This window comes from Streptomyces sp. NPDC090108, from assembly GCF_044747185.1.
Lineage (GTDB): Bacteria > Actinomycetota > Actinomycetes > Streptomycetales > Streptomycetaceae > Streptomyces.
Window position 1 is genome coordinate 429,916 of the sequence record NZ_JBIVDQ010000001.1, and the last position, 25,081, is coordinate 454,996.

A 25,081-nucleotide genomic window follows, 5' to 3' on the forward strand; every position below is an offset into this window, starting at 1 on the left:
CTCACTCCGGGGCCCGGGTCGGGTGTGCTGCGGGCCTCAGAGGTGTTCGGGTGCGTCGATACCGAGCAGGGACAGGCCGCCGGCGAGCACCGTCCCGGCGGCTTCGGCAAGAGCCAGCCGGGCCCGGTGGGCGGCCGAGGGTTTCTCCTCCCCGCTCGGCAGCACGGCGGGCAGGAACGGCAGCACGGCATCGGCGACGGTCACGAGATGCCGGGCGAGCCGGTCCGGAGCCCGGTGCGCGGCGGCCGAGGCGAGGACACGGGGGTGGGCGGCGAGGGCCGCGAGGAGGGGACGGGCGGGGGTGGGAGTGGGGGTGGGGTGGGCGAGGGTGGGGTGGGCGACGGTGCGGACGCGGTTGCCGGCGTCGGCGTCGGCGTCGGCGTCGGCGTCGGCGTCGGCGTCGGCGTCGGCGTCGGCGTCGGCGTCGGCGTCGGCGTCGGCGTCGGCGTCGGCGTCGGGATCAGGGTGGGGGTGGGGCTGGTCGTGGGGGCGGGGCTCGCCTTGGGGCCGGGGCTGTTCCTGGAACCCGGGCTGGTCCTGGGGCCGGGGCTGGAGGTCGTGCTGGTCGGACTGCGCCTGCGGGGGGTGTGCCTGGAAGTGGAGGTCGGCCTGCGCCCGCAGGGGGTCCGCCTGGAGCTGGAGGTCGGCCCGCGCCCGCAAGGGGTCCGCCTGGGGCGGGAGGAGGTCGCCCTCGGGCCGCGGGTCGAGCCGGAGGTCGCCGGGTTCGGCGCCGAAGCCGAGGCGGGCGGCGTTGCGGCTGAGGGAGCGGACGCGGGCGTGGGCGTACCGCACCCGGAACAGCGGATTGGCCTCGCGCTGCACGAGGTGGTCGGCGGTGATGCGGGGCCGGTCGTGCGCGGCGGGGTGCAGCAGGGCCCACTGGGCGGCGTCGGCGCCGAGCGGCGCGGGGTCCTCGGGAGCGGGGACGGGCCGCAGATTGACGGGCTCGCCGTGCCCGACCTCGCACCGCCCGCCCTGGGTGGCCATGATCCGTACGACGGCGTCGGCGACGACCTCGGCCCGGACGTCGTACGGAACCGTCAGTACGGCGACCTGCCCGGCGAGGGCGTCGCTGTGCCCGTAGGCGGTACCGAGCCGGCGGATCTCGCGGACGAGCGCGGCGGCGGGGTCGGATCGCGCGGCGAGGCTGATGTTGAGGAACCCGGGGCCGGTGACGACGACGTCCTGGACACCGTCGTCGAGGAGGAGCCGCGCGCGCAGGATCTCGGCGACCCGCCGCGGCGGCTGCCCGGCCGGCCGGGCCAGCTGGAGGGCGACATTGGTGGCGTAGTCGCCGCATCCGCCGGGCCCCGGTTCGGTCACCACGACCCGCTCGGGCACCGTCACAGCGAGCTCGCCCTCGTCCACGGCACGGCGCACCGCGTGCAGCACGGTGCGGGAGAGCTCGACGGGTGTCACGGGACAAGCGTAGGGGAGGAAGGGAGCGGGCAGTCGAGGAGGTTTCCCCTGGAGCGCCCCCGGGCTCCGACCGGACCCGCACGACCGGGCGAACCCGCGCCGAGGATCCACCCCGGACCACTCTCCTCACCCAGGGCCCGAGGGACACCCCAGCCCCGCCACCACTCCGGCGGTCCCGGTACCCCCGTCTACCTCACTGCCCTCGCCACGGCCGCCACTCCCGGCACTGCGAACGGCCCCGGAACCACCGACACCATGGACACCAGCGACACCACCGACACTGCGGGCCCTGCCGGAACCACGAGTGCCACCGGAATCCCGGTCCCCCTCGCTCTCCGCCTCGCCCTCACCGTCTCCTGAGCCGTCTCCCGAGCCCGAGCCTGCGCCCGCACCTCCACCGCGGCCCCCACCCTGCCCCTGCCCTTGCCTCTGTCCCTGATCCTTGCCGCGCTCGCCCTTGCGCTCCATCAGGTGCTTGACGAGACGGACGAGTTCGGCGGGCTCGAAGGGCTTGGCGAGGAAGGCGTCGACGCCGACGTCGAGGCCGCTCTCGACCTCGTGCTGCGTGCAGGCGCTGATGATGGCGAGGGGAAGGTCGTGGGTGCGGGGGTCGGCACGGAGCCGGGCAGCGGTACGGAGCCCGTCGAGGCGGGGCATGACGACATCGAGGGTGACCACGTCGGGCCGCACCTGATGCACCACATCCAGACACTCGGCACCGTCGGCCGCGGTCACGACCTCCAGCCCTTCCAGCTCGAGGTTGACCCTGATCAGCTGCCGGATGACCTTGTTGTCGTCCACAACAAGCACCCGGCCCGACACGCCTGGCACAACTCGAGAGTAGGTCCGCCCCGGCCACCGCGTAGGGCTTTTCCCCACTTCCACCCCGTCCAGGCGACCCACCTCTGGAAACGCGTTCCTGATCACCCCGGAAGACCTGCTAGGGTTCTACCCGTCGCCGCAAGCAACAACTCAAGCGCCCGACACGCCCCCGTAGCTCAGGGGATAGAGCAACGGCCTCCGGAGCCGTGTGCGCAGGTTCGAATCCTGCCGGGGGCACTTCGCAGGAAGTGTCCAAAGACCCCGTCACCAGCGGAAACGCTGAGGATGGGGTCTTCGTGTTTGTGCAGCCGCCTGCGGCTCGGAGCGAGCGTATGTCGGGGTCTGTGGACGAGGCGTGGACGGGATCTTGGGGCATCGCCGCAGGTGAGGACCTGGAGACGGCGAACACCTGCCAGCGCGTGCAGTCGGCCCCATCTGGCGGGGATCATGGATGCCGCCGACGCGGGCAATGCTTACGTCTCCAGGAAGGGACGCGTCACTGAGGGGCGATCTCCGGTCGAACTGAAGCGGCTAGCGGACGTCCGCACGCGCGGCGGCCAACTCCCTTATCCCATGTGGCTGTTCGTCTGACAAAACGCCGATCTAGCAGGTTCGCGACGTTTAGACTCCCGTCCGAAGGGCGAGCCACGGACAATACGGAGGACAAAAATGAGCGCGAGCGGGACCCGCACTTGCTCTTGGTGCGGCGAGGGAGGGCACGACAGGCGGTCGTGCGACGTATCTCCCAACGCTGGGAAGTGCAGCGTGTGCGACTACCACGGGCATGACAAACGTAACTGCCCGCGCAAGTGAGGGAGCGCACCGCGGGTGCGGCTCAAAACGAGGAAGGCCCCAGACCAAATCTGGGGCCTCAATCTCGGGGCGGGCCGTCTCACTCGTACTCGCGAAGCAGATCCTCGATCCGCCGGTTGGCGACGTCCTGTCGTCCGTCGAGGCACTTCGCGTAGCGGGTCAGCAGGACCTCGACACTGTTGCCGGCGCGCTCGGCCACCTCGGTGGGGTCGACACCCGCATTGAGCCACGTCGACAGCGCCGAGTGCCGAAGGTCGTACGGCCGACTCGCGAGCGGCGAGGAGGCCACGGATGGCGGGAGCGCGAGGAGTCGGGCTTCCTGCCATACGCGGTAGTAGGTCGAGGACGGGACGACCGACCCCTTCTCGCTGAAGAAGAGCCGTCCGTCGTCCGCCGTGCCGAAGGTGGCCAGGTGCTCGCGGAGTGCGGCGACGAGGTGAGGCGGGATCGGCACCCGCCTGACGTCCTCCATGGGCCGGTTCTTCAGACCGCGGTCGTCGTGGGTCTCCCCCGAGTCGGTCCACTGCTTGCCCACCGAGGGACGAGTCCGGTGAAGCAGCGCAGAGCCCCAACCCTGTCCGGGGAGATTCAGGTCCGTCTCGACCAAGCCGACCGCTTCAGCCGGCCGGAGACCGCCGAAGTACATGGCGGCGAAGAGACCCACCAGGCGCCGACCACGGGCCCGCCGGTAGCCGCCCACGTAGGAGACGGCCGCCAGGAGATTGCGAGCCTGCTCGGGGTTCGCGACAACGCGAGGGTCGACCTGTGGCCGGAGACCTTCGGTTTCTGCCAGCGGACGGCCGTGATCGGGTTCTCGCGCAGCTCCCCCAGGTCGACGGCATAGTTCGCTGCGTTGACGAGGGTCCGCCGCTTACGCCGCACCGTTTCCGCTGCCGCGGCCGTGCCGTCGAGCTTGAGTTTCAGTGAGTCCAGCACCGCACGAGCCGTGGCCGGTTCGGCGAGATCGGCGAGGGGCCGCGAGGCCTTCGACACCCAGTGAAGGACGTTCCGTACATCGTCCGGGACGTCTCGGGCGTCGGGCCCCGGCAGGACGAAGGCCCAGTTGCGCAGCGCCTTGCGGATGGCCTGGTCGGACGGCCGTCCCGCCCGCTCGTCGAGGAGCTCCACAGTCACGCTGGTGAGCGATTCGTTGATGCCGTCCCGCGTATTGGGGGCGGCGTGGGGCCACTTCATGGCGAGGTACCTGAGCGCGAAGTCGTACCAGGACACAGCCGACTTCTTCGGCTCCATCGAGTCCGGAAGCCCGGACACCTGGTCGAACTCCTCGCCGTCGCGCATCGCCCGCATGAGCTTCGAGCGGTAGTGATCGGCCAGTGCCTTCGTGCGGAAGGAGTCGGAGAAGACGTTGCCCGCCACGGACCACCGGACGCCGTACGAGGGCGTTTTCGTATCGCGCTTTCGTACAGCCCAGACCTTCACGTCGAGGGACTTCACGCGGCGGCCTCCAGCTGTCGCAGCCACGTGGTGAAGTCGCTCCGCCAAACCCGGAGCTCTCCGTTGGGCAGTTTGAACGCGGCCGGCCCGTACCCCAGCTCGCGCCAGCGGTAGAACGTCCGGCGAGAGACCCCACCCAGCTCATCCAAGATCTGGGGAACGGTCATCGGCTCATCGCGACGGTGGTTCACGTCGGTTCTCCTTCCGTTCCGAGGGCGGGTTCAAGGGATGCGGACAGCCAGGCTTCGGCGGCCGAGAGGCCGGTTCCGGCGAAGACCCAGTGCGCGAGGACGTACGTCGTCTCGGGCTCCCGTTCGGGCAGCGCGGCGGCCGCTTGAGCTCGGCGCCAGTGGGCGCGGGCGGTGCGGAGGGCGCCGAGGGTGGTGGAGTAGCGGCGGGACTTGGTGGAGAAGTGGCCGCGGAAGCCGAGCATGTGCGCCCAGGCCCGTAAGCGGGGGTGCTCCAGGCCCTTACGGGCGCCGAGGGCCCACGCGGTGCGGATCAGCTGGCGGGCGTGTTCGGTCAGCCTGGCTTGGGCCAGCTCGGCGAGGAACCTGAGCGGGCGGTCGAGGTGCTGGGTACCTATACGGCTCACGGCGAGCTGGAAGATAAGATCGCCGACGTTCTGACTGGCCTTGCCCCCATCACGGACCTGCCCGACGTGCCCGACGGCGCCTCATCTCCACCCTGCGCGATATCCGGTCGATGCGACTACTGATCGAACTATTCCCGACCAAGGAGGAAGTAAAAAAGCGCCAGTTGATCCGTAGCGCACTCAGCGAACCCGCTCCCTCTCAAATGTCAGCCTCTGACGTGAACCGCCGGGTGCGTGCGTGGTCTGCCCTTACCTCCGAGAGCTACCCCAATCCGTGGAACCCTCGCGTGGCCGAGGTACTCAAGCGCACCGCGGCCTTCAACGGAGTTGAGCTAACAGGGCGAACGCTTGTGGACCTGCTGGCCGCTGCGAATACGGACGACGAAGCATTCGAGGAATTGCTCGCATATCGTGCGCCGCACTGGCTCGCTGCGTTCGACCTCATTGATGCCGACCGTGGTTCATTGGCCGGCCAGAAAATCGATGACGAAGGAACTAAGGCAGACCGCGTTCGGCGTAGCGTGACGAACAGCATCACTGCGATGCGCAACAACCGCGTCATTGCCGTTGGCCTGTTGCGCGAGATCTCCGACGCAATGGACCATGGCGACCGCCCACCTTCACAAATCGGTCCGGACGGGTTGCCAACCGCTAGCCGGGCTACCCGAGCGTGGTTCAACCGAACTTTCACCAAGGAGTCCGGCACCCGAAGCTATCGAAAGCAGTCGGCTACGGAGAACACCACCTCCGGCCAACCCAGCGCACCCGAATGGGAACCGCAGGACCTCGACGCCCCCGAAGCTGCTCTCTTGACCAGGACCGACCCAGCAGACAGCGCCACCGACACCGAGGAGTCCGATACCCAGGCACTCGAACGGCTGCGGCGTGAGTTCGAGCGCCACATCCTCATGCTGGCGGACGGAGTCGGGGAGCTCCCCGAGCAACTGGAAGAGATGTCCGAGCGGGCCAAGTCCGCCGGCCTCGACTACGCAATCGACGCAAAACAAGCCAACGAGTGGACTCTCACACTCACTCGGATGCTCGCCGCACTGCGCAAAATCCCAGAAAGCGTTATGTCCATCAGCAGTCCCGAGTAACAAGTCAGTGGATGGGTGTATCGCTCCATGGCCCCAGTCGCTGCTGAAGCGCGGAACGCGGCCCAACCAACGCCGGCTCCTACCCGTGGACTATTTGTGGACGGGGATTCCCGCTAGGAGGAACCGTAGGCCTGTGACCTGCAGGAATCCTCAGCAGTGAAGGGCCCTCCGGAACCGCTCACGTGCAGTGCTAGACGAAGGTGGTGTGCGTGAGGTGAGACGCTCACGCACACCACCAACCTGCTCTCAGTTCGTGGCGAAGAATCCGAGCTCGCTCTTTCCGAGCCCACCGATCACCAAGGCACGGTCAAGGAAGCGGTTGTACTCCTCGCATGCAGTCTCAGGAAGCAGCGCGCAGCCGTGGCAGGCGGCAAGATTGCAGGATCCGGGACCTTGGCCCCTGCTCTCGATGCACACCGGGTCCGAGGAACACCAGGCAGCGTGTGCCAGGGCGTTCTCCAGCACTCCCTCCAGCCGACCGGGCTCGCCCATCCGAACCAGGCCGCCCAAGGTTCCCTCCGAGTCCCCAGCCGCGGTGTAGATGAGAATGCCGGCCATGCCGTCCGGGCCAGGGCTCACGTAGAGGCGCTCTCTCAGGGAGGCCGAGCTGTAGCCGCACTCGTAGGTGAGCTGGTTGATGAGCAAGTGCGCCAGTGTGTGCAGGAGGATGAAGCGCGGCGACAACTCGCGCTTAGTCAGGCCTCGCTGTGCGGCCAGGTCCGAGAAGCGCTGTGTGAGTAGTTCAGCCTGCGTCAGGACGGCCTGGCGCTCCTCCCAGGCACCCAGCAGTGCCGTGTCGAGTTCCAGGTATATGCCCTCGCCGCTGACAGCGTATGCCGGAAGCCAGTTGCCACCCGGGCGCGCGGGTGTGCGGCGCAGCAGTGCCTTGCGGGACGCATCATCGTAAGGGGACTCCGCGAAAACGCGGTTGAAGCCCCATAGCACCCGAGTTTCACGGAGCTTTTCTACAAGCCTTACGCGGGCGAAGGCGGAGGCAACGCTCGGGGCGTACTGTCCTCGAGGCTCGCGTACGACCAGTTCCTCGGACTCGATCGCACCGCGCAGCGTCTGGTACTCGGTGGCGCGGAATGGAGCTGGGTCCTGCGCGGAGCCTGGCTCCTCTGTCTCTGAGGCTCCGGATTCGGACTGTTGCAGCACGGCAAGTGCGCGGGCGATCTCCTCGTCGCTGAAATCCTCGAGGAGGAAGGCGTTGCCCTGGGCCGCTTTCCGGAGCATGTGGACAGGCAAAGCCTCTCCCTTGTCAAGGAAGACCGCTGCCCTCTGCCGCGCCTGCGCGATCGCCCCGTCCTGCAGGACAGCGAGGACCTTTGGGTCGGCAGTCGACGCGGCCATCTCTGGCACGAAGATGGAGCTCTTCAGGAGCGAGTAGTAGACGTTCGCGGCGCCGCGCAGGCTACCGCGGAGAGGACTCCCACACGGCTCCCCTTCGCGGTCGATCCCCAGCCAGGGCGCCCCACCGCGGCACAGGTACGCCGGCCCGCCCGGCTCGAGCTCTTCCGAGAGGACCGTGGAAAGGCCACTCTCGGCACTACTCTTTGTTGATGTGATGCCTTCCAGACTCCGGGTCGCCTTGCAGGAACAGGACACCCGTTGAGAGGCCAGAGTGCCGCCGCCAGAGGACCGCAGCGAGAGGCGGTGTCCCCGGCAAGAGGGCGACGCTGACTTGTGCGCCCATTCGAACCAGGGGAAGTCCTGGAGGTGCCCTCGCTCACAGATCGCGACGAAGGGCACCTGAGCAAAGAAGGGCTTGCGGCCGGAGGACTCATGCTCCCTGCAGGCCGGACGGTTCTCCTGGTGGAGCCGGTCCTTGGCCAGCTTGCGGCAGCGCGGGCAGAAGCCCCAGGTAGGGAACCGGAGGACCGGGACGGTGAGACCGGTGTTGACCCCGTTCTCCGAACGGGTGCGGTAATCCGGAGGAGAGTAGAGCGCGTCGACACCAAGATGCTGTTCCAGGCGCCACTCGTGGATACGGAACTCTTCCTGGTTGCGGTCGTCTCCGCGTGGAAACCAATGGTCGAGGCCTGCCGTAATGACCGACGTCCCGTCGGACAGCACATGCATGGCCCCGGGGCCGAACGGAGCGACCATCTGGGAGCGCCGGACCTTGCCGCGGATCATGACTGTCCTTCCTGGATCGCGTACTCCGACGTGACCTCGATCTGGCATTCGGCGTCGACGCCGCGCATGGAGGAGGGGATCGCCCAGGTCATACTCTGCGCCTGCTCGTCCGCGTACTGGCCAAGGGGGCGCAGGAGCTGGTCGCCGCTGACCGTGGGCCCGAAGTCGCCCCATTGCCCGGGCTGCCACGCCTCCCACTCCTTGCGCATCCTGTCCAGGATGCTGGCTGTCCGGTCAGCCTCTTCGGAGTCGCAGAAGTCGACCCGGTCGAGGAGAAGCTTTCTGGCCGCTTCCCAGCCTTCGGCGGGGAACGGCTGAGGCTCAAGTGCCTCCGGTCCGGTCTGCCGGATGTAGGCAACCGCGACTGCGCGCAGGGCCCGGTCCAGGGCGGGCGGGGCGAATGGGGTGGAGCTGGTCGGTTCGACCTGCGCGTACAGGCGTTCGTGGTAGCTGCGGAAGCGCTCAAAGTGGCTGCGGTCGCGGGGTTTGCCGGCCCCGTACAGGGTGACGACCAGTCCGGGAATGCGTCGTCCGACGCGACCGGTGACCTGGATGTACTGGGAGGTGCTCTTGGGCTGGCCGACAACGGTCATGAGCGAGAGACGGGGGATGTCGATGCCGACCTCAATGAGGCTGGAGGCCAGGCAGGCGTCGACGGCCCGCTGTTCGTCCGTGAGCTGCCGCTCGAGCTTCTGGATGGCTTCGGGGATCTGGTCCTGCCGGAGGCGGCTGGTCATCTCCTCGACCCAGTTGAGGTAGCGCATCCCGGTGCGGTCCGTCTCTGAGCGGTTGTTGATGGTCCTCAGGTAGTCGGGGATGTCGGACTGCATGAGCGACAGTGAGTTGCCGAGCTCACGGAGGCTGTTGAAGAAGGCGAGCAGCGTCCACCAGGGGTCGCGGAAGTCTTCGGGAAGGTCCTTGGCTGCCTGGAGCAGGGCGGCGAACGTGCGGACCTGTGTGGTCTGCATGGAGCCGAGGGCGGGGGCGTGCACGCCGATGTAGCGCCGCCCCGGTTTGAGAGTGCCGGTCTCCGGATCGCGGTCGTAGACGGCGAAGAAGGAGTCGGAGGCGTCGATGCCGTGCGGCGGGAAAAGGTGCACCTGCTCACGGCCGTAAAGGGCCTTGACCTGCTCCTCGTGCCGCCGGATCGTCGCGGTGGAGGCGACGATCTTGGGGAGGATGCGTGTACCGTCTCGCCGGTCGGTGCACAGCTCTTCAATAACGCCTTCGTAGAGGCCCGTAAGGGAACCGAGCGGACCGGCGATGAGGTGCAACTCGTCCTGGATGATCAGCGAAGGGGGCGAGTAGGCCCGGGAGCCGTCCGAACCGAGCCCGTCGGATCCGAAGCCGAACAGGGCCCTTGCTTTGGGCCGCCAGGCAATGAGGGCGAACTTGTCCACCGTCCCGATCACGAGAGTCGGCCGGTGCTCGTAAAGGTCCTCGTCAACCACGTAGACAGGCAGTGGCGAGTCCTCCGTGGAGAACCGGCACTCATTGTCCGGACAGATGAAGCGCACGGTTCCGCGGTACTCCGTGTACCCAGCTACGGGTGTGCGGGCCGCCGCTCCGGTGCGCCGACCGGTCCTACGGCGGCGCTGCCCGGGCGCGGTGACTTCCTCCTGGCTGGTGACGGGCCCCATCTGAGCTGAGCACCAGGGACAGCGCAGCAGCAGAAACGGGTTCTCCTGCTCCCCGCGGTAGAGCCTGTTAAGTGCTGACTTCGCATCCGCGCGCCGGTTGGGAGTGGTCTCGCCACCCACCCAGATCCCGATCGAGAAGGGGACCGTTCCGAGGTCCGGCTCGTCTGCGCGCAGTTCCTCAAGTGCGCAGACGAGAGCGGAGGCGCGCAGGAATTGCTGAGCGGTCAGCAGACGCAGCGTGTAGCGCATGAGGACGGTGACACTCGTGTCGCCGTCGTTGCGCAGACGACGGAGCAGCATCGTGAAGGCAGACAGTCCGAGATAGGCCTCAGTCTTGCCACCGCCGGTGGGGAAGTAGATGAGGTCGACAACCTCACGGTCGTCATGGAGGGGGTCGGCACTTGAGGGGACGGCGGCCAGGAGGAACGCGATCTGGAAGGCACGCCAGTTTCCCTTGCCCTTGCGACGAGCCTCGTTCTCATCCGGCTGGGCCCCCTCCACCTGGTACCGCCCGTCGACGAACTGCGTCTCACGCAGGTCGGCCCCGGAGCGCAGCTGCTGACGCAACATGGCACGGTTCGCCATCCGAAAGGCACGGCCCACGTCGCTCCGGGCGTCACGGACCAGTTCGAGCCCTTCCCTCATACGGCGCAGAGCCTTGCGGCAGCCTTTGATGTGCTGCACGGCGGTCGTCCGGAACCGCTCGTCGAGGCCGGCAGCCTTCTCCTCGAGCCCCTCGATCCACTCCGCGTACGCGCCGACGACCTGCTCCAGGCGCTCAGGACCGCCAGGGCCGTCCCCAGAAAGCTGCTCCATGGAGACAGTGAGCGGGCTGCCGTTCTGCCGGATGTCGGGGGTGATGCTGGGTGCCTCGTACCAGGGCAGCGGGTCGGCCTTGGCCCAGGCGGCCCGGCCCTCTGTGGGGTCGTCCCAGTCCGCGGCACAGCCGTGCCCCACAGCGAAGGTCCGTGCTTCCCGGTAGAGCAGATTGAACGAGGCGTCGTCCGGATGCGTCTCGGCTTCGGCTGCCTCCGGGTAGGGGGCGAGCCACCCGCCCTGCGGCTCGACGGTCATCTCGGCCTGGAAGAGGCTCACAGCATCGAGTGGCTGAGTTCCGGGGACCGTCCGGTTGACGAGGGCGACTGTGATCAGCCTGCCGTCCTGGTGGCTGCGCACGTTGACGATCAGCTCCAGGTCGAGCCCTTCAATGCTGCGCGCGGTGTCCGCGTCTGGCTGCGGCTTCCGCAGGACCCGGTTGGCCGTGGCGATCTCGTCCGCGGACAGCTCCCAGACCGCCGTAACGGGGCTTCGTACCCACCACCGACGCGTATCGCCGGCCACAGACACGTTCCGGTGCCGGTAGCGGCCACCTGTGAAAACGATGCGGAGAGCCGTACCGCTCCCGCCCGCCAGCATGAACGACAGGCCCATGGTGCTGGGACGTCGGTCGTTCGCGCCGGCGAGGTCGAAATCGTCGTCCTCCGGCGGCCCGCCGACCGTGCGCTGTGCAGCTTCCTGCAGGCCCTCGAAGACCTTTTCGTCGAGCTCACCGTCCACGAGACCGGCAACGACCGTGCAATCCTCGTCCGCAGGCCGGGCGGTGCTCTCGGCGGGGTACAGGACGCCGACGCCGTACCGCACCAGCGGGGCCCGGTCGAGGATCTCCTCTCCGGACTCCGAGTCCACCCATGGGCCGCGGGCTTCCTCCCAGTTGCCGAACGGTTCCGGGCTGAGGGACTTGCCGGCGGGCGCAGGGCCGAGCAGCTCGGCCCTCAGGGCGTCGATAACGTCCTCACGCGGACCGAGGTGGTCGCTGATGGTCATGCTGCCTTCTCCTTGAAGACCTGCTTGCGGAAGCTAGGGCGTGCGTTCTGGGACATCAGCACCGTGAGTTCGTCCCTGGCGCGGGAAGCGCCCACATAGAAGAGCGTCTGGTCGCGCGCCGACCCGAAAGAGGCGATATCCGTAAGGATGACCGCCGGAGAGTCCAGCCCCTTGAAGGCGTGCACTGTCCCGTATCGCACCGCCCCCGGCCGCGGGGAGCCGAAGGGCACGAGCCGGTTTTGCCAACGGGGGTCCCGGCAGTTGCCGGCCGCGCTCTGGTCATTGCGCAGCGGTGACAGGACGACGATGTCCTCGGGCCGGAACCCTTCGCGGGTGAGCTGGGTGAGCCTGTCCGCCATTAGCCGCTGCTGTTCCTCGCTGTCCGTCCACCACAGGTGCTCTGCGGTCCGGTCGTTCGAGGGCCGCAGCGTTCCGGTGTAGCCCGGGTCCAGGTCGGACGTTGCTTCCACGTAGAAGGTGATGTCGGGGACGCTCCTGCAGTTGTGACGCAGTATGAATACCGCTGGCTCGCCCGCCGTCCGCCCGTGGAGGGCTTTCATTCCCTCGCCGCCGGAGTCATAGAGGGCCTGGCGCGTGAAGTCGCCGAACGCCAGCCACTGACCACTAGACAGACCTCCGCGCAAGGAGGAGTCGAGGACGTTGAGGTAGGACTCGCGCATCAGGTCCTGTGCCTCGTCGATCACTAGCACGTCGAACGGCGGGCCGTCACGCTCCAACAAAGCTTCCAGGGCGAGATCGGGAAGCTCTTCGGTGAAGAACCCGTCGTCTCCGCTTGCCTCAGGGCGTGCAGCGGGCACCAGTCCCGCCATGTAGGAGTGAAGGTGAGCCGCCGTGATCCCATCCACCCCGGCGGTCTCTTCTTTGAGCCAGTGGCCCAACTGCCGGTTGAAGCAGCACAGCAAAACTCTCTGACCGTTTCCGGCGAACCGCCGTGCCGCCTCCACCGCCACGAACGTCTTGCCCGTCCCTGCGGCACCGCGGACCAGGCACCGCCGGTTGGCGGCGATCATGTCGAGCACCTCGTACTGCTGCTTCGTGAACGTCTGCGTTTCCCGCTCCATCCGCTGCCGCCGCAGCTTGGGCGGTTCGGCAAACTCAAATGAGGGCCGCAGCGCCTCCAGGATCCGGTCCGTCTGGCCAGCGTCGGGAGCGGCGGATGCCGGGTTGAACCAGCCTGCTGTGGGAGTTGAGGTGAGGTGCGCGCGGTGAGCGTCCAGGACCCCGGTGATCAGAGCGGAAACGGGACGGCTGTGCAGAGCCACTGTGTCGATCGCCTGCCATGAGTGCCACTCCATGGGGCCTGACACCGCGAACCGGCTGTGCGTGAACAGCACCGCTGACGTCATGGGTACAGCTCCGAGCCCACCACCGTGGCCTATGAGCTTCTCCTTGACCGCATGCATGGCCTCATCGGCCTGTTGGAACGGGCTCCTCAGGGTTGGTGGCTGGCTGCCCAGCCGCCACTCACCACTCGGGAGGCGCCTGACCTGCAGATGGGCCTTCACCTCTAGGACTAGGATTCCCTTCCCGGGCACGATGATGACGAAGTCAGCCTCACCTTGGATCTGACGCGGGTGGTTGGCGATCCCCAGCGAATGCAGCACCACCCAACCTTCCGTGCCAGGGTCATCGCGGAACCGCTGGAATACCTCTTTCTCTCCGGGACTTGGGGTGACTTCCGGATCGAAGGCCGACGGGATCATGCGCGCCATCAGGGCACCTCCGAAGTGCGGAGCCGACAGAGATAATGCGGGGGAACGCACAGCTGTCCGGGGAGAACGGCGTCGACCAGAGCCACCCGGGCGCCCGAGTCCGTATCGTCCAGGGGGATCTCGCACCAGCGGTCCACCCAGAGCTGCTGCCACAAATCCCCGGAGACAGCACGCTGCACAGCCTCGGCGTAACCCCGCCCGGCACTGCGATGTGCATGGTCGATTCGGCCGAGAGCAGCCCAGACGTCCTGCGCTTCCCCTCTGCGGCCCAGGTAGGCCATGACGACAGCGAAGTCATCTCTACGCCGGGTTCTGATGCACCAGGAGCTCGTCCAGTAGTCCAGGTTGGTTGTTATCGCGCCGCGCGCCACCAAGTCCTTCGCAACCCCCCGACGACCATCTGGGTGATGGGCAATACGATCGCCCAGCTGCGTCTTCCACCCCTGTTGTAGCGCCCGCAGCATAGGTGCGTCGTCGCCTAGGACGACGTCGGCCCGCTCGACCAGGCTCTGATAGTAGGAGCTACCGCGAAGTACGACGTAGTCGCCGACCGAAATCGAGGCCCCGTCGACGGCCTCGACAGAAGGCTCATCATCCGGATCCGGCTCAACCAGCAGGATTTTGTGAACGCTGGATTCCACGGGCAGCAGGACATACGAGCCGTCGGCGAGCAGAGCCGCACGGGCCTCCACCCCCTCGTGACCGCCCGAAACACCGTCCCGCAGAGCTTCAACGGGAAGTCCTGCGACAGCATCCTGCGCTAGGGAAGCGACATCGAGATCCGTCAGCAGGAACTCTGCAGTCTCAGGCGTCGTACCACCCGTGAGCTCGGACGGTGCTCCGACTGTCCTCGTGTCGCGGCGGCGTACGCGCGCTGGCATGGTGCCGCGCAGCACAGGCCCCTCGTCGAATAGCGGCTGTACGTCCAGCGGCTCACGGTAGAAGTCATAGTGGACCAGTCCGAGCCGCGCTGCCCGGGGAGCATTCAGCACACCCGGCGGAAGCCAACCAACCGGTCCCACGACCACGGCCGAGCCATACACCTCAGCCCCCAACAGGTCACTGACCAGGCCAATCTCCACTGGGTAGTGGATCACACCGAACGCGCGGACAACGGCGTCCTGGTAGAAGCGGTTGGTCACCACCACAAGCGGCGTGCCCTTGCGGCCAGACGACAGGAACGTCATAACCCCGGCCATAAGGGGATTGGAGGAGTCCGCTCCCAGGCGGGTCAGGGCCTGCGCGACGGCGGACAGCTGGCGCACCAGGTCGGCATCCGCAGCCTGCCGCAAACGAGCGCTGATGCCCGCCAAACTGTGCGCCGTCTCCTGAAGCCTGAGCTGCGAGCTATTGAGGGGCACCGGCACGGTACCGAGGAGCCACCGGACCCGCCGGATCTCGACGCAGGCTTGCCTCCACAGGTCAGAGCTTTCCAACTCCCCTACTGCACGCAGAAACTGCGAAGCTACTCGCATGAACGAGTGCACTCCTGCGTGGTGCACAGGCTGCTCCTCGATGGCGCAGCCCGCATGCTGGTAGACCTTGTCTACCTCCCACAAACTCATCGTGCCGCCCCCCTGCCCTTCCATGCCAGCAGTTCAACTCCCGGAGGAATACGGCTGCCGAGGTCTCTGGGCACGTCGACGTTGGCCACGCTGCGCCATCGGTTTTCGTAGAGCGCGTCTGCAGCGGCCAGCGCTGACGGGCTTGTGCGCTCAACCACAGCCACCGTCACGCCCGCGAGACTTGCTCCAAGCCACCGCCGAACCGTTGCCGCACTGTCGAGCACGGCCACAGCCGGCCGACAGGATCGCACGACGTCGCGGTACTCCTCCGGATCGCCCCGGCTCGACAGCACCACACTGCGATAGTGGGATCCAGGCGAGCGGACTGCGCGCAGACGCAGGAGGTCCTGCAGGGGCAGTGCCGGTCCTCCGGGTGCCCCGACGACGACCTGGGCTTCGGCCAGGACCGTGTTCCTTACCCCTATCACGACGCTGTGCAGCGAGCAGCGTCCGTAGAAGTCGGTCATCCGTCCAACCAACAGCTTCTCGGCTCCGACGGGTATTTCAAGCTCTTCGCTGAAGCGGCTTCTGCCCTTGTAATCCTCTGGCAGGTCCGGCCAGCGGAGCAGTTGGAGCCGGTAGTCGTCTGCTGGAAACCACGAAATCGGTCCAGGACGCCGACCAGGACTCTTGCTGCCCGCGAGTTCGTAGACCCGTCCATGATGGTTCTGAATCGCCCCGCCGAACACTCCCGTGTACACGCGCCGTCCCTGCCCGGGACCCTTGACCGGAATGACTCGGACACAGGCGCCGAGGGGCAGGCCCTGGGCCTGGTCGAAGTTCTGCTCCGCCTCCGAAGGAAACACTTCTTCCTGGGATGCCTGGTTCACCACCCCATAAGCCAGCAACACTGCGATGTACTCACGCGTCGGAACGGACAGCGCCACTACCGTGTTTGAGCCTCCGTCGCGCAGGCCTGCCGCCCAGTACCCGATCTCCGAGAACCATGCCGCCCACTCAGGCAGCGTCTGCCACCTGTCGCCGACCAGCGTGGACGCGCCACGGAGCGACGTCTTGCCTCTTGCCACCGCCCCAGCCCCAGCCCCCACGAAGAGAACATCCCCCGGCACCACCATCGAGGACGTCCCCCCTCTGACAGTGCGTGGATCTTACAATATCTTCACACTTAAACCACCCCTCTTCTACTCGGCAGGGCGGCGCAGGGGGCGGACGGGGCGGCTCCGGAGAAAGGCAGGTTGGAGGCGTCTGGGGAGGCTGCAGGCATGGCGCCGCAGGCCCCAGTCCGGAGGTATGCCCGATCGGCCACCCCTGGTCGCCACCCTCCGCCTAGCTGTAGCAGCTCATGGACCACCCGTGGACGACGAACGGCGATGCGATCGGCCAGAGGCGCGTGACCAGCACGGATGCCCGGACTCGAAGCCCCTCCGGAGTTGCGCGCCAGGAAGCCCCCGGCAGATGCCGTGGGCGAGCCGCGCGAAGCAGGAGCCCGGGCAGCAGACGACGCAGCCACCTCCCGTCTGGACACAAAGTGACGTCAGAGAGGAATACCAGGGCACACGCTGGGCGTGACCTGGAAGTAAGCGGCACTAACGGCTAGACGTGCCGACAGTAAGTGTGTCACGATCGCTCCTGCCACCGGACTGGCGCATACACCCAGGGAGAACCCATGACGGAAGACCGGACGCAGTTCATCTCGGTGCCTGTGCCGAGCCAGCACGTCACGCAGGTGTACGCCTACCTTGCGGAGCTGACCGGCACCGCTACTCTTCCTGTCTCCCCGGTTCCGCCGGCGGGCACGAGTTCAATGGCGGACTCAGCGGACGACGGCAAGCTCCCGATCATCCAGTGGACCGTCGAGGACTTCCGCAAGCTGATGATCGAGCCGCTGGGCTCTGTACAGACGGTCGCCCGCGCGCTCGACATCCTGGCTAAGCAGCCTGACACACGGGTGAGTTACACCTCACTGGCCACCCAGCTGGGCATGGAGAAGAAGAACCTTCAGGGCAACCTCTCGGCCTTTACGCGCACCATGCACCGGCGCTACAAGCGCCGCAACTGGCCGATGACTTGGGTGGAGGCGCTCACAACCGAACCGGGGCTTAAGTCGGAGTTCTTTTACACAATGACCGCGACCGTCGCGGAACGTTGGCTGACGGCCCGTGCCAACGACTGACAAGTAAGAAGAGCGAGCGGGATCCTGACGGCAGGAGATGACGTCGTCGATCACCCCGACCATCGCGGGGATGCCAGGGTCGCGAACGATGAGCCCGTCCCAGTAGTAGACGTAACTGCCGTCCAGACACTCGCCGCAGAACGTGAAACCCCCTCCCGTCCTGCGGAGTAGCACACCGGCCAGCCGTGGACTACTTGTGGACGGATGGCACGCCATCGACTGGTTATGGGCCCTCGACCTGTGCAAACGCCGGATCCCGAAGGGCCCTCCGGAGCCGTGTGCGCGAGCTTGGAATTCTGGTGTGCGGGTCGGGGGGCTTTCTTCAGGTCCTCTGCGGTGCAGGGTTCGGCAAGGTTGTTCGTTTCTTGAGTGGGTGGTGCCGGCCTTGGTGGGGACAGCCGGGTTTGCGGGGGATGGGCGAGCGTCCTGCGGGCGGGGTCTGGTGCGCGGGGGTTTGGCGGGGATGGCGTAGGGCTCACGGGGTGCCGGAGCCGGGTTCGTCGAGAGCGGGGCAGGGTTCGCTGGGGGGGGTCGGGTGTCCGGGGTGGGGTCGGCGGTGTCCAGACGTGGCTGGTCGGCTCAGAGGTCTGGCGCAGGCCGGGTGGAGGCGATGAGGCCTCTGCCGGTGACCGGGGTGTCCGGGGTCAGGGTCAGGGGGCTGACGCCCAGGGCTGCGGCGATCTCAGGGGCCAGGCCGAACGTCTCCCACTTCCATTCGGCCTCGTCCTCGTCCGATTCCGTCGCCTCGTCCCAGGTCGTCGGCAGGCCGAGGCGGGCTCGGTGGGATCGTTCGAGGGGCAGAGGGGCGCCCAGGGTCAGGTGGGCGTTCTCGGCTACGCCGGTTTCGCAGTAGCGGCGTAGCGCGGTGCCGTTCTCGGTGACCAGCCACGCCGAACCGTCGCCCTGAGCGCCGTAGTAGTACGCCTGCGCCTGGCCGTAGCGGGTGCTCAGGGCCAGGCACAGGCGGAGTACGTCGTCGCTGCGGCCGGCGTCGCTCGGGTCGCACCACGGGCCGATGATCAGGGTCCAGCCGTCGAGTTCCGGGCTGACGTAGACCCGGGCCATGCCGTCCGGGTTGCCCTCCGCGTCGCCGTGGCCGTCCTCGTCGATGATCTCCGCGGCCTCGGCGAAGGTCACCGGGTACGGCCGGCCCAGCCCCAGCACCTCCATGACTCCCGCCTGGTCGCCTGTCGGTACGGCGATCCAGTGCAGCCAGCAGGAGGCCAGGATCCTCGGAGGGTCAGGAGGTGGTGGCCGGTTGCCAGGAGGGAGGAGTGGGGCGCTGGGGGAAGGGGGCACGTGGCCACACTGGCATGCGTGGCGCGCGGGGTGTCCGCGGGGCCGCCGTCAGCAGGAGGCCGGGGGGATGCTCTGTTCGTACTGGAAGACGTTGCGGGGGTCGTACTGGGCCTTGATCTTGCGCAGGCGGTCGTAGTTGGAGTCCCAGTAGGCGGTCTCCCAGTCCTGCATGCCGACGTTCGGGACGTTGACGTAGGCGCCGCTGACGTAGGGGCGCAGGGCCTGGCTGAACTCGGCGATCCAGGCCTGGGCCCGAGGGGTCAGCTCGTCGCCGCTGTGCGGTTCGCCGCGGGTGCCCCAGCCGGCGCCCGGCTCGGAGTAGAAGAGCGCGTCGCGGTGCGGGAAGGCCGTACCGCCGCGGGGGCTCTTGCGGACGGCTCCGCCGAAGGCCTGGGTGAAGAAGTTGCTGTCGTCCGTCGGCGCCTCCCGCATGAAGGAGGCGATCACGTCGATGGCCTTCCTCGGGAACGGCTTGTGGGTGAACTGCGAGAAGAACTTCCAGTTCGCGGGCTCCTCCTCGGTCGGGATCTGGAAGCCCGCGTAGACGTCGCCCCAGTTGCCGACCTGGGTGGAGACGTCGGGGCGTCCCACCGACAGGATCGGGGCCAGCAGCTTCCTGGCCTCCGTCGGCGTTCCCTCCGCGAGCACCGCGAAGAGCAGGATCTGGTTGCGGTGGATCTCCAGCTGGGTGCCGAGGCGGTTGTCCGCGACCGGCGCCGTGCGCTGCCACGCGTCGAAGACTCCGCGCAGGTCGCCGATTCCGTCCCAGGTCGCTGTCAGATAGGTGACGCTCTTCAGGGGCGCGACCTTGTAGGTGAGCGACGTGACGATCCCGAAGTTGCCGTTGCCCGCGCCGCGCAGCGCCCACAGCAGGTCGGAGTGGTTCTTCAGGTCCGCCTTGACGACCTTGGCGCAGTCCGTGCCCTCCGCCACCACGATCTCGGCGCCGATCAGGCTGTCGCAGGCCATGCCGAGATAGCGGGTGAGGAAGCCGAAGCCGCCGCCGAGCGTCGCGCCGGCGAGACCCACGGTGCCTTCCGTGCCCGTCGTGACCGCGAGGTTCTTCCGCGCCAGCGTGGTCACGGCCTCCAGCTGGCTGAGCCCGGCCCCGACCGTCGCGGTGCGCGCGGCCGTGTCGATGTGCGCGCCCTTCAGTTCGCTGACGTCGATCACGATGCCGTTGTCGACGTTCGACCAGCCCTCCAGGCTGTGGCCGCCGCTGCGCACGCGCAGTGCCACGTCGTGCTGGCGCGCCCAGGTGAGGGCGTTGACCACGTCCTGGGTCTTCTGGGCGTAGACGATGACCAGCGGGTAGTGGACGAACAGTTCGTCCCAGCCGAGGCTGGATTCGGCGTAGTCGGGGTCGTCGGGCCGGACGATACGACCGGTCAGCTTCGCCGGGGCGCACTGCGCGCCTCCGGCAGCGGCGGACTCGACGGAAGCGGCTCCCGTCCGCGCGTCGGCGGCGTTCGCGCCCGGTGCCTCCGCGGCCGCCGCCCCGGCGACCATGACCGTGCCGGCACCGGCGGCCGCCGTCGCCCTCAGCAGTCCGCGGCGGGAGTAGTCGTTCATGGGCATGGGCATGGGCATCGTCCGTGTCCTCTCGAACGCCGAGTTGCGCAAATCATCTCTTTATGGATGATTTCGGCGAGGCGCACGGTAGCAAGGGGATCGCGGTCGGATCGCTCGACACGCTGCCGCGGGTGAGGGTGCCCGCCGGTGCTGCTGCTGCGGCGGCTGCGGCAACTGCGGTAGCTGCGCGGACGCGCTGTCCGGTCGGGTGCCGGGGAGGGAGGTCTGGCGGGCCATCGGCCGTCGGGTGCGGGGGGGGGCGGGCCCTCGGCCGTCGGGTACGGGGGTCCGGCCGGCTCTCAGCCGTGGTGCACCATCGTGCAGGTCACCCTGGTCTTGCCGTCGTCCGTCCTGACGACGAACCTGTTGCCGCTGAGGCCGCCGATGTCGAACCGGCCCGATCTGTCGGTGGAGACGGTGCCCGACGGGGCGCCCGAGGTGGTGCCCGAGTACGTGACCTTCTTGTCGCCGTGGAAGCCGACGCCCCACAGGTGGTACTTGCCGTCCGACTCCGTCTCGACGTGGCATGCCGCGCGGGAAGGGGCGGCGGGAGCGGCGGCGTGTGCGGCGACCGTGGGGCCCAGCGCGAGGGCCGGGATGGCGACGAGTGTGAGGGCGGCGAGGCGGCGAGTGCGGTTCATTGTTCGACCTGCCTTGGGGGTGACGGTGCGGCCCGTGGGGCGTGACGGCTCCGCCATCCGCGGCAGCGGCCGCGCGGAACGCCGGGGCGGAAGGAACCACTGCTCCGTCACGCCGTACGCCTGTGCGTCCGGCTGTCCATCCATCGGCGTACTCGCCGTCCATCGTAAGGTCCGGGTCTTTCGGGGGCATCTCGCGTGGCGTGAGGCCAGGTGGGGCGGCGGTCGGCCGTGCGGGTGACTTCGGCTCGTACGGCTACTGGTCGGATGCGGGCATGACGGATCGGCCGGTGCTCCAGGACGCGTGCGGGGACGCGGCGCACGTGCCCGCTCCGCAGGTCGGGGACCGCTGCCTGGGCGGGTTGCACCTCGGGGAGTACGAGGCCGGCTGGACGGTTTCGCCGACCTCGCCGTGGAGGTCCCTTGTTGCGGGGCCGGGTTGTCGCTCGACGCGCTGGAGTACTCCTGGCCGTGCGGCTTCGCCCGGTTCGAGATCGCGGTCCGGAATCCGGGGGTCGACTGGTTCGGTGACGGCGAACTGGCCCTCCTCGCCGCGGCCTTGGGGCATCCTGTGCGCCGGATCAGGGCCCACATCTGAGGATCGGGGGTCGTCGCCGCAGTCGGACATCACCGGCGCTGATCACCACCGCTGCCGGACATCACCGGCGCTGATCATCACAGCAGTCGGACATCACCGATGCCGGTCATCGGGCCGGCCTGCGGCCCGGAGACACCGGTGCCGGTCATCACCGGTCCGGCTTGCGGCGCACGGACCGCCGCTTCCCGTCGCCCGCGCCCGGCTCGTCGCCCTCCGCGCCGCCGTCCTCCTCCTGGCCGTCGCCGCCGCCCTCGCCCTCGCCCTCGCCCTCGCCCTCACTGTGATCGTCGCCGTCGCCCTCGCCCTCCTCCTCGTTCGCCGCGTACGGATGCACCAGGTCGGCCGGGGTGAACGGGGTGAACCAGGTGTCCACGCTCTCCGCGCGCGGTGACTCGGCCGGTTCTTCGGGGAGGTCCGGGAACTCGTCGGGTTCCCGGGCGTAGGCGGCGAGTGCCTCGGAGCCGTAGGCCGACTCGGCGAAGAGTTCCAGCGCGGTGCTCACCTCCTCCGTGAGGAGGCCGTAGAGGTCGGCGGTCACCTCGGCCTGGGTGAGCAGGGAGCGGAGGAGGAGTTCCTCGGCCGTGCAGGTCGGGTGGAAGGGGGCCGGCTGGGTCAGACGGGCGGTCAGGGTGATCGCGGTGACCATGAGGCGGCGGGTGAACAGGACCGTGTACTCGTGGGCGAGGTGCGGGGGGAGGTCCTCCAGGATCATGAAGGCCGCGTTGCTGTCCGCCACGGTCGGGCCGTCCTCCTCCAGGCCGGCCAGGTCGGTGAAGAGTTCGTCGACCAGGAGGTCGATGGCGTAGACGAGGGCGCCCGCCGCGATCTCGGCGGCCTCCTTGCCGACGATCCGCTCCTGCGGGTCCTCGTCGTAGCCGAAGGATGCGAGGGGGGAGGCGGCCAGCGCCGGTGCCAGTTCGCGGAGCCGGGCGCGCATCGCCTCGGCCTCGGAGGGGCGGGGGCCGGGGTCCTGGGCCGGGGCGGCGAGCTTGGCCGCCTCGTGGCGGCGGGCGCGTTCGGCGGGGTCGGCGGGCGGGGCGTCGGGGCCGTCGGCGGCGTCCAGGCTCTCCTGGAGAAGTTCGGAGTTCAGCTCCACCGCGCAGCGGGCTATCAGCCAGCCGGCGAGCGGTTCGGTCTGTTCGAGGAGTTCGGCGACGACCTCGCGCGCGGCCTCCTCCGCGAACTCCAGCGCCGGCGCGTCCACGAAGAGTTTGAGCAGGGCTCCGCCGGGATGGGCGGCGATGACGTCGTCCATCAGGTCGACCTCCATGCCGTCGGGGCCCTCGATCGCCTCGAGCGAGTCGAAGCCCCCGCGCAGCAGGTGGATGACGCCCTCCCGCTGCAGCGCATCGAGTTGCGGAGCGCCCTCGGGGAGGGTCACGGCCACGGTCACCACGTATGTCACGCGCACATCGTGCCCGAGGTGCCGTGCGTCCCGGGGGGAAATTCCCCTCTCACGGGCCGGATCGGGCCCGTCCCGCCGCCGGAACCCGCCTCGCGGGGCAGCGCGCACCCCCGCGTCCGCCTCCTCACGCCGTGCCCCCGTGCTCCCGCGCCCACGTCCTCACGCCGTGCGCTTGCGGGACGCCGCCTTCTTCGCCTGGGCTTTCTTCGCCGTGGATCCAGTGGATCCCGAGGACCCTGAGGCCCCCCTGGACCCCGCGGCCGCCGTGGGCCGCGTCGACCCCGCAGACCCCGCAGACCCCGTCGACCGCGTGGACTTGGCCGCCGTCGACTTCGACGTCGTCTTCGCCGCCGCCGTCCTCCTCGTACCCTCCGTGGCCTTCGAGGTGGACTTGCGCGGGGCGGCCGTCTTCTTCGCGGCCGCCGTCTTCCTCGTCGTCGACGTCGACTTCTTGCCGCCCGTCTCCTTGGGGGTGGTCGTACGACGGCTCCGGAGCGGGCGGACCTCGGCCTGTCCGGCGGGTTCAGCGTCCTGCCCGGCGGATTCAGCGCCCTGCCCGACAGGTTCCGCGCCGCGCGACTCGCGGGCCTCGCGGACGCTCTTCTCCAGGGCCGCCATCAGGTCGAGCACCTTGCCGCCGGGGGCCGGGGCGGGCGCCTCGCGCGGGGTCTCGCCGGCCGCCTTGGCAGCGATGACCTCCTCCAGCGCGTCGCGGTACTCGTCGTGCAGGTCCTCCAGGTCGACCTCGCCGAGGGTGTCCATCAGCGCGTCCGCGAGGTCGAGTTCCTTGTCGCGGACGGTGACGTCGGCGTCGGGGGCGACCCCCTCGGGCGCGCGCACCTCGTCGGGCCAGAGCAGGCCGTGCATGACGATGACGTCGCCGACCACGCGCAGCATGCCGAGGCGTTCCCGGCCGCGCAGGGCGTACTTGGCGATGGCGACCTTGTTGCTGCGCTTCAGGGCCTCGCGCAGGAGGGTGTACGGCTTGGCGGCGTTGGCCCCGCCGGCGGCGAGGTAGTAGGCCGCGTCCATCTGGAGCGGGTCGATCCGGTCGGCCGGGACGAAGGCGACGATCTCGATGGTGCGGGCGGTCGGGATCGGGAGGTGGGCGAGGTCCTCGTCGGTGATCGGGACGATGGAGCCGTCCGCGTCCTCGTACCCCTTGCCGATCTCGTCCTGGGTGACCTCGCGGTCCTCCAGCTCGCACACCTTGCGGTAGCGGATACGGCCGTTGTCCTCGGTGTGGATCTGGCGGAAGGAGATCGCGTGGTTCTCGGTGGCGTTCACCAGCTTGATGGGGATGCTGACGAGCCCGAAGGAGATGGCGCCGTTCCATATGGATCGCACGTGCCGCGTCCCTTCCTTGTGGCGGTGGACCGTCGAGGAACCAGGTGAACCGTCGAGGAACCAGAAGAACCATTTGTCTGGGATTGTCATCCTATGACGCCGATCACAGAGGTGGAGGGGCGACGGGTCACGCTCAGCAACCTGGAGAAGGTGCTGTATCCGGAGACCGGCTTCACCAAGGGCGAGCTGGTGCACTACTACGCGACCACGGCCGGGGTGATGCTGCCGCACCTGCGTGACCGGGCGGTGTCCCTGCTGCGCTATCCGGACGGGCCCGGCGGACAGGTGTTCTTCACCAAGAACGTGCCGCCGGGTACGCCCGACTGGGTCACGACCGCCGAGGTGCCGCGGTCGTCCCCGGACGGGCCGGCGCGGATGGTGGTGGTGAACGATCTGGCGAGCCTGGTGTGGGCGGCGAACCTGGTCGCCGAGTTCCACACGCACCAGTGGCCGGTCCAGGCCCCCGACGAGGCCGACCGGCTGGTGTTCGACCTCGATCCCGGGGCGCCCGCGACGGTCGTCGAGGCGTGCGAGGCCGCCCTGTGGCTGCGGGAGCGGCTCGCGGCGGACGGGATCGAGGCGTACGCGAAGACGGCCGGCTCGAAGGGGCTGCACCTGCTGGCGGCCGTGCGCGGGGCGTCGTCCCGGGACACGAGCGCGTACGCGAAGGCGCTGGCGGTGGAGGCCGAGCGGGCGCTGCCGGGGCTGGTGGTGCACCGGATGACGCGGAGCCTGCGGCCGGGAAAGGTGTTCGTCGACTGGAGCCAGAACGCCGCCGGCAAGACCACGGCCGCCCCCTACACCCTGCGCGCCCGCGCCGCCCCGATGGTGTCCACGCCGGTGACCTGGGAGGAGGTCGAGGGCTGCCGGTCGCCCGCCGCGCTGGAGTTCCTCGCCGACGACATCGGACCGCGCCTGCGGGAGCACGGCGATCTGATGGCGGGGCTGCTGGACGGCGAACGGGCTTCGCGGCTGCCTTGAGAACC

General features: G+C 68.6%; 16 protein-coding genes, 1 tRNA gene and 3 pseudogenes. 5 read left to right on the top strand and 15 right to left on the bottom strand.

Annotated elements, in window-relative coordinates; all coding sequences use genetic code 11:
• Positions 1-36: 36 nt before the first annotated feature.
• Positions 37-1,419 (bottom strand): ArgS-related anticodon-binding protein NrtL, encoded by a 1,383-nt coding sequence (gene nrtL / locus ACIPRD_RS01830; protein WP_401559071.1) that lies wholly within the window; start codon positions 1,417-1,419, stop codon positions 37-39.
• A 372-nt stretch (positions 1,420-1,791) separates the two neighbouring features.
• Positions 1,792-2,298: pseudogene (locus ACIPRD_RS01835) on the bottom strand (response regulator); the annotation flags it as partial.
• 108 nt (positions 2,299-2,406) lie between these two features.
• On the opposite strand from ACIPRD_RS01835, the gene ACIPRD_RS01840 reads away from it, so the two are divergent.
• Positions 2,407-2,478, top strand: a tRNA-Arg gene (locus ACIPRD_RS01840).
• Between the two features lie 655 nt (positions 2,479-3,133).
• On the opposite strand, the pseudogene ACIPRD_RS01845 reads toward ACIPRD_RS01840, so the two are convergent.
• The 3 genes and pseudogenes from ACIPRD_RS01845 to ACIPRD_RS01855 form a co-directional block, all read right to left on the bottom strand.
• Positions 3,134-4,509: pseudogene (locus ACIPRD_RS01845) on the bottom strand (tyrosine-type recombinase/integrase).
• Positions 4,506-4,676 (bottom strand): helix-turn-helix domain-containing protein, encoded by a 171-nt coding sequence (locus tag ACIPRD_RS01850; RefSeq protein WP_355803087.1) that lies wholly within the window; start codon positions 4,674-4,676, stop codon positions 4,506-4,508. The pseudogene ACIPRD_RS01845 and the gene ACIPRD_RS01850 overlap by 4 nt, the downstream one beginning before the upstream one ends.
• Before the next feature lie 20 nt (positions 4,677-4,696).
• Positions 4,697-5,089: pseudogene (locus ACIPRD_RS01855) on the bottom strand (replication initiator); the annotation flags it as partial.
• Between the two features lie 302 nt (positions 5,090-5,391).
• Here ACIPRD_RS01855 and ACIPRD_RS01860 point away from each other — a divergent pair.
• Complete coding sequence (locus ACIPRD_RS01860) at positions 5,392-6,201, top strand: hypothetical protein (RefSeq protein WP_401559074.1); 810 nt, start codon at positions 5,392-5,394, stop codon at positions 6,199-6,201.
• Positions 6,202-6,447: 246 nt separating this feature from the next.
• On the opposite strand, the gene drmB is transcribed toward ACIPRD_RS01860, so the two are convergent.
• Genes drmB through ACIPRD_RS01885 form a run of 5 tightly spaced genes read right to left on the bottom strand, consistent with a single transcriptional unit; the run spans position 6,448 to position 15,989 of the window.
• Positions 6,448-8,340 carry a DrmB family protein gene (drmB, locus tag ACIPRD_RS01865; RefSeq protein ID WP_401559077.1) on the bottom strand — a complete coding sequence of 631 codons (1,893 nt, stop codon included), beginning with the start codon at positions 8,338-8,340 and terminating at the stop codon, positions 6,448-6,450.
• Positions 8,337-11,804, bottom strand: a complete 3,468-nt coding sequence (locus ACIPRD_RS01870) for a helicase-related protein (RefSeq protein ID WP_401559080.1) — start codon at positions 11,802-11,804, stop codon at positions 8,337-8,339. The genes drmB and ACIPRD_RS01870 overlap by 4 nt, the downstream gene beginning before the upstream one ends.
• Positions 11,801-13,537 (bottom strand): NERD domain-containing protein, encoded by a 1,737-nt coding sequence (locus ACIPRD_RS01875; protein WP_401559083.1) that lies wholly within the window; start codon positions 13,535-13,537, stop codon positions 11,801-11,803. The genes ACIPRD_RS01870 and ACIPRD_RS01875 overlap by 4 nt, the downstream gene beginning before the upstream one ends.
• Positions 13,537-15,126, bottom strand: coding sequence for a hypothetical protein (locus ACIPRD_RS01880; protein ID WP_401559086.1), 1,590 nt, complete (start codon positions 15,124-15,126; stop codon positions 13,537-13,539). Before ACIPRD_RS01880 ends, ACIPRD_RS01875 begins: the two co-directional genes overlap by 1 nt.
• A complete protein-coding gene (locus ACIPRD_RS01885; RefSeq protein WP_401559089.1) occupies positions 15,099-15,989 on the bottom strand; it encodes a hypothetical protein in 891 nt (296 codons plus the stop codon). Before ACIPRD_RS01885 ends, ACIPRD_RS01880 begins: the two co-directional genes overlap by 28 nt.
• Positions 15,990-16,729: 740 nt before the next feature.
• Between ACIPRD_RS01885 and ACIPRD_RS01890 the strand changes: the two genes are divergently transcribed.
• Positions 16,730-17,236 carry a hypothetical protein gene (locus ACIPRD_RS01890; protein ID WP_401559092.1) on the top strand — a complete coding sequence of 169 codons (507 nt, stop codon included), beginning with the start codon at positions 16,730-16,732 and terminating at the stop codon, positions 17,234-17,236.
• 579 nt (positions 17,237-17,815) lie between these two features.
• Here the strand turns inward: ACIPRD_RS01890 and ACIPRD_RS01895 are convergent.
• The 3 genes from ACIPRD_RS01895 to ACIPRD_RS01905 all read right to left on the bottom strand — a co-directional run bounded on the left by ACIPRD_RS01895 (position 17,816) and on the right by ACIPRD_RS01905 (position 20,748).
• A complete protein-coding gene (locus ACIPRD_RS01895) occupies positions 17,816-18,406 on the bottom strand; it encodes a hypothetical protein (RefSeq protein ID WP_401559095.1) in 591 nt (196 codons plus the stop codon).
• Between the two features lie 177 nt (positions 18,407-18,583).
• Positions 18,584-20,119, bottom strand: coding sequence for an FAD-binding oxidoreductase (locus ACIPRD_RS01900; RefSeq protein WP_401559098.1), 1,536 nt, complete (start codon positions 20,117-20,119; stop codon positions 18,584-18,586).
• A 287-nt stretch (positions 20,120-20,406) separates the two neighbouring features.
• A complete protein-coding gene (locus ACIPRD_RS01905) occupies positions 20,407-20,748 on the bottom strand; it encodes a hypothetical protein (protein ID WP_356405444.1) in 342 nt (113 codons plus the stop codon).
• A gap of 436 nt (positions 20,749-21,184) precedes the next feature.
• Here ACIPRD_RS01905 and ACIPRD_RS01910 point away from each other — a divergent pair, with 436 nt between their 5' ends.
• Complete coding sequence (locus ACIPRD_RS01910; RefSeq protein WP_401559101.1) at positions 21,185-21,343, top strand: hypothetical protein; 159 nt, start codon at positions 21,185-21,187, stop codon at positions 21,341-21,343.
• Positions 21,344-21,491: 148 nt separating this feature from the next.
• On the opposite strand, the gene ACIPRD_RS01915 is transcribed toward ACIPRD_RS01910, so the two are convergent.
• Positions 21,492-22,748 (bottom strand): hypothetical protein, encoded by a 1,257-nt coding sequence (locus ACIPRD_RS01915; protein ID WP_401559103.1) that lies wholly within the window; start codon positions 22,746-22,748, stop codon positions 21,492-21,494.
• A gap of 159 nt (positions 22,749-22,907) precedes the next feature.
• On the bottom strand, positions 22,908-24,095 hold the full coding sequence (locus ACIPRD_RS01920; protein ID WP_401559105.1) for a Ku protein: 1,188 nt from the start codon (positions 24,093-24,095) through the stop codon (positions 22,908-22,910).
• Between the two features lie 93 nt (positions 24,096-24,188).
• Between ACIPRD_RS01920 and ligD the strand changes: the two genes are divergently transcribed.
• Positions 24,189-25,076, top strand: a complete 888-nt coding sequence (ligD, locus tag ACIPRD_RS01925) for a non-homologous end-joining DNA ligase (protein ID WP_401559107.1) — start codon at positions 24,189-24,191, stop codon at positions 25,074-25,076.
• The last annotated feature ends 5 nt before the right edge of the window (positions 25,077-25,081 follow it).

Bases quoted from the DNA above. Each gene is read 5' to 3' on its own strand.
- ACIPRD_RS01850 (WP_355803087.1), bottom strand. From the start codon at position 4,676: ATGACCGTTCCCCAGATCTTGGATGAGCTGGGTGGGGTCTCTCGCCGG.
- drmB (WP_401559077.1), bottom strand. From the start codon at position 8,340: ATGATCCGCGGCAAGGTCCGGCGCTCCCAGATGGTCGCTCCGTTCGGC.
- ACIPRD_RS01870 (WP_401559080.1), bottom strand. From the start codon at position 11,804: ATGACCATCAGCGACCACCTCGGTCCGCGTGAGGACGTTATCGACGCC.
- ACIPRD_RS01875 (WP_401559083.1), bottom strand. From the start codon at position 13,537: ATGGCGCGCATGATCCCGTCGGCCTTCGATCCGGAAGTCACCCCAAGT.
- ACIPRD_RS01880 (WP_401559086.1), bottom strand. From the start codon at position 15,126: ATGGAAGGGCAGGGGGGCGGCACGATGAGTTTGTGGGAGGTAGACAAG.
- ACIPRD_RS01890 (WP_401559092.1), top strand. From the start codon at position 16,730: ATGACGGAAGACCGGACGCAGTTCATCTCGGTGCCTGTGCCGAGCCAG.
- ACIPRD_RS01895 (WP_401559095.1), bottom strand. From the start codon at position 18,406: ATGGAGGTGCTGGGGCTGGGCCGGCCGTACCCGGTGACCTTCGCCGAG.
- ACIPRD_RS01900 (WP_401559098.1), bottom strand. From the start codon at position 20,119: ATGCCCATGCCCATGAACGACTACTCCCGCCGCGGACTGCTGAGGGCG.
- ACIPRD_RS01905 (WP_356405444.1), bottom strand. From the start codon at position 20,748: ATGAACCGCACTCGCCGCCTCGCCGCCCTCACACTCGTCGCCATCCCG.
- ligD (WP_401559107.1), top strand. From the start codon at position 24,189: ATGACGCCGATCACAGAGGTGGAGGGGCGACGGGTCACGCTCAGCAAC.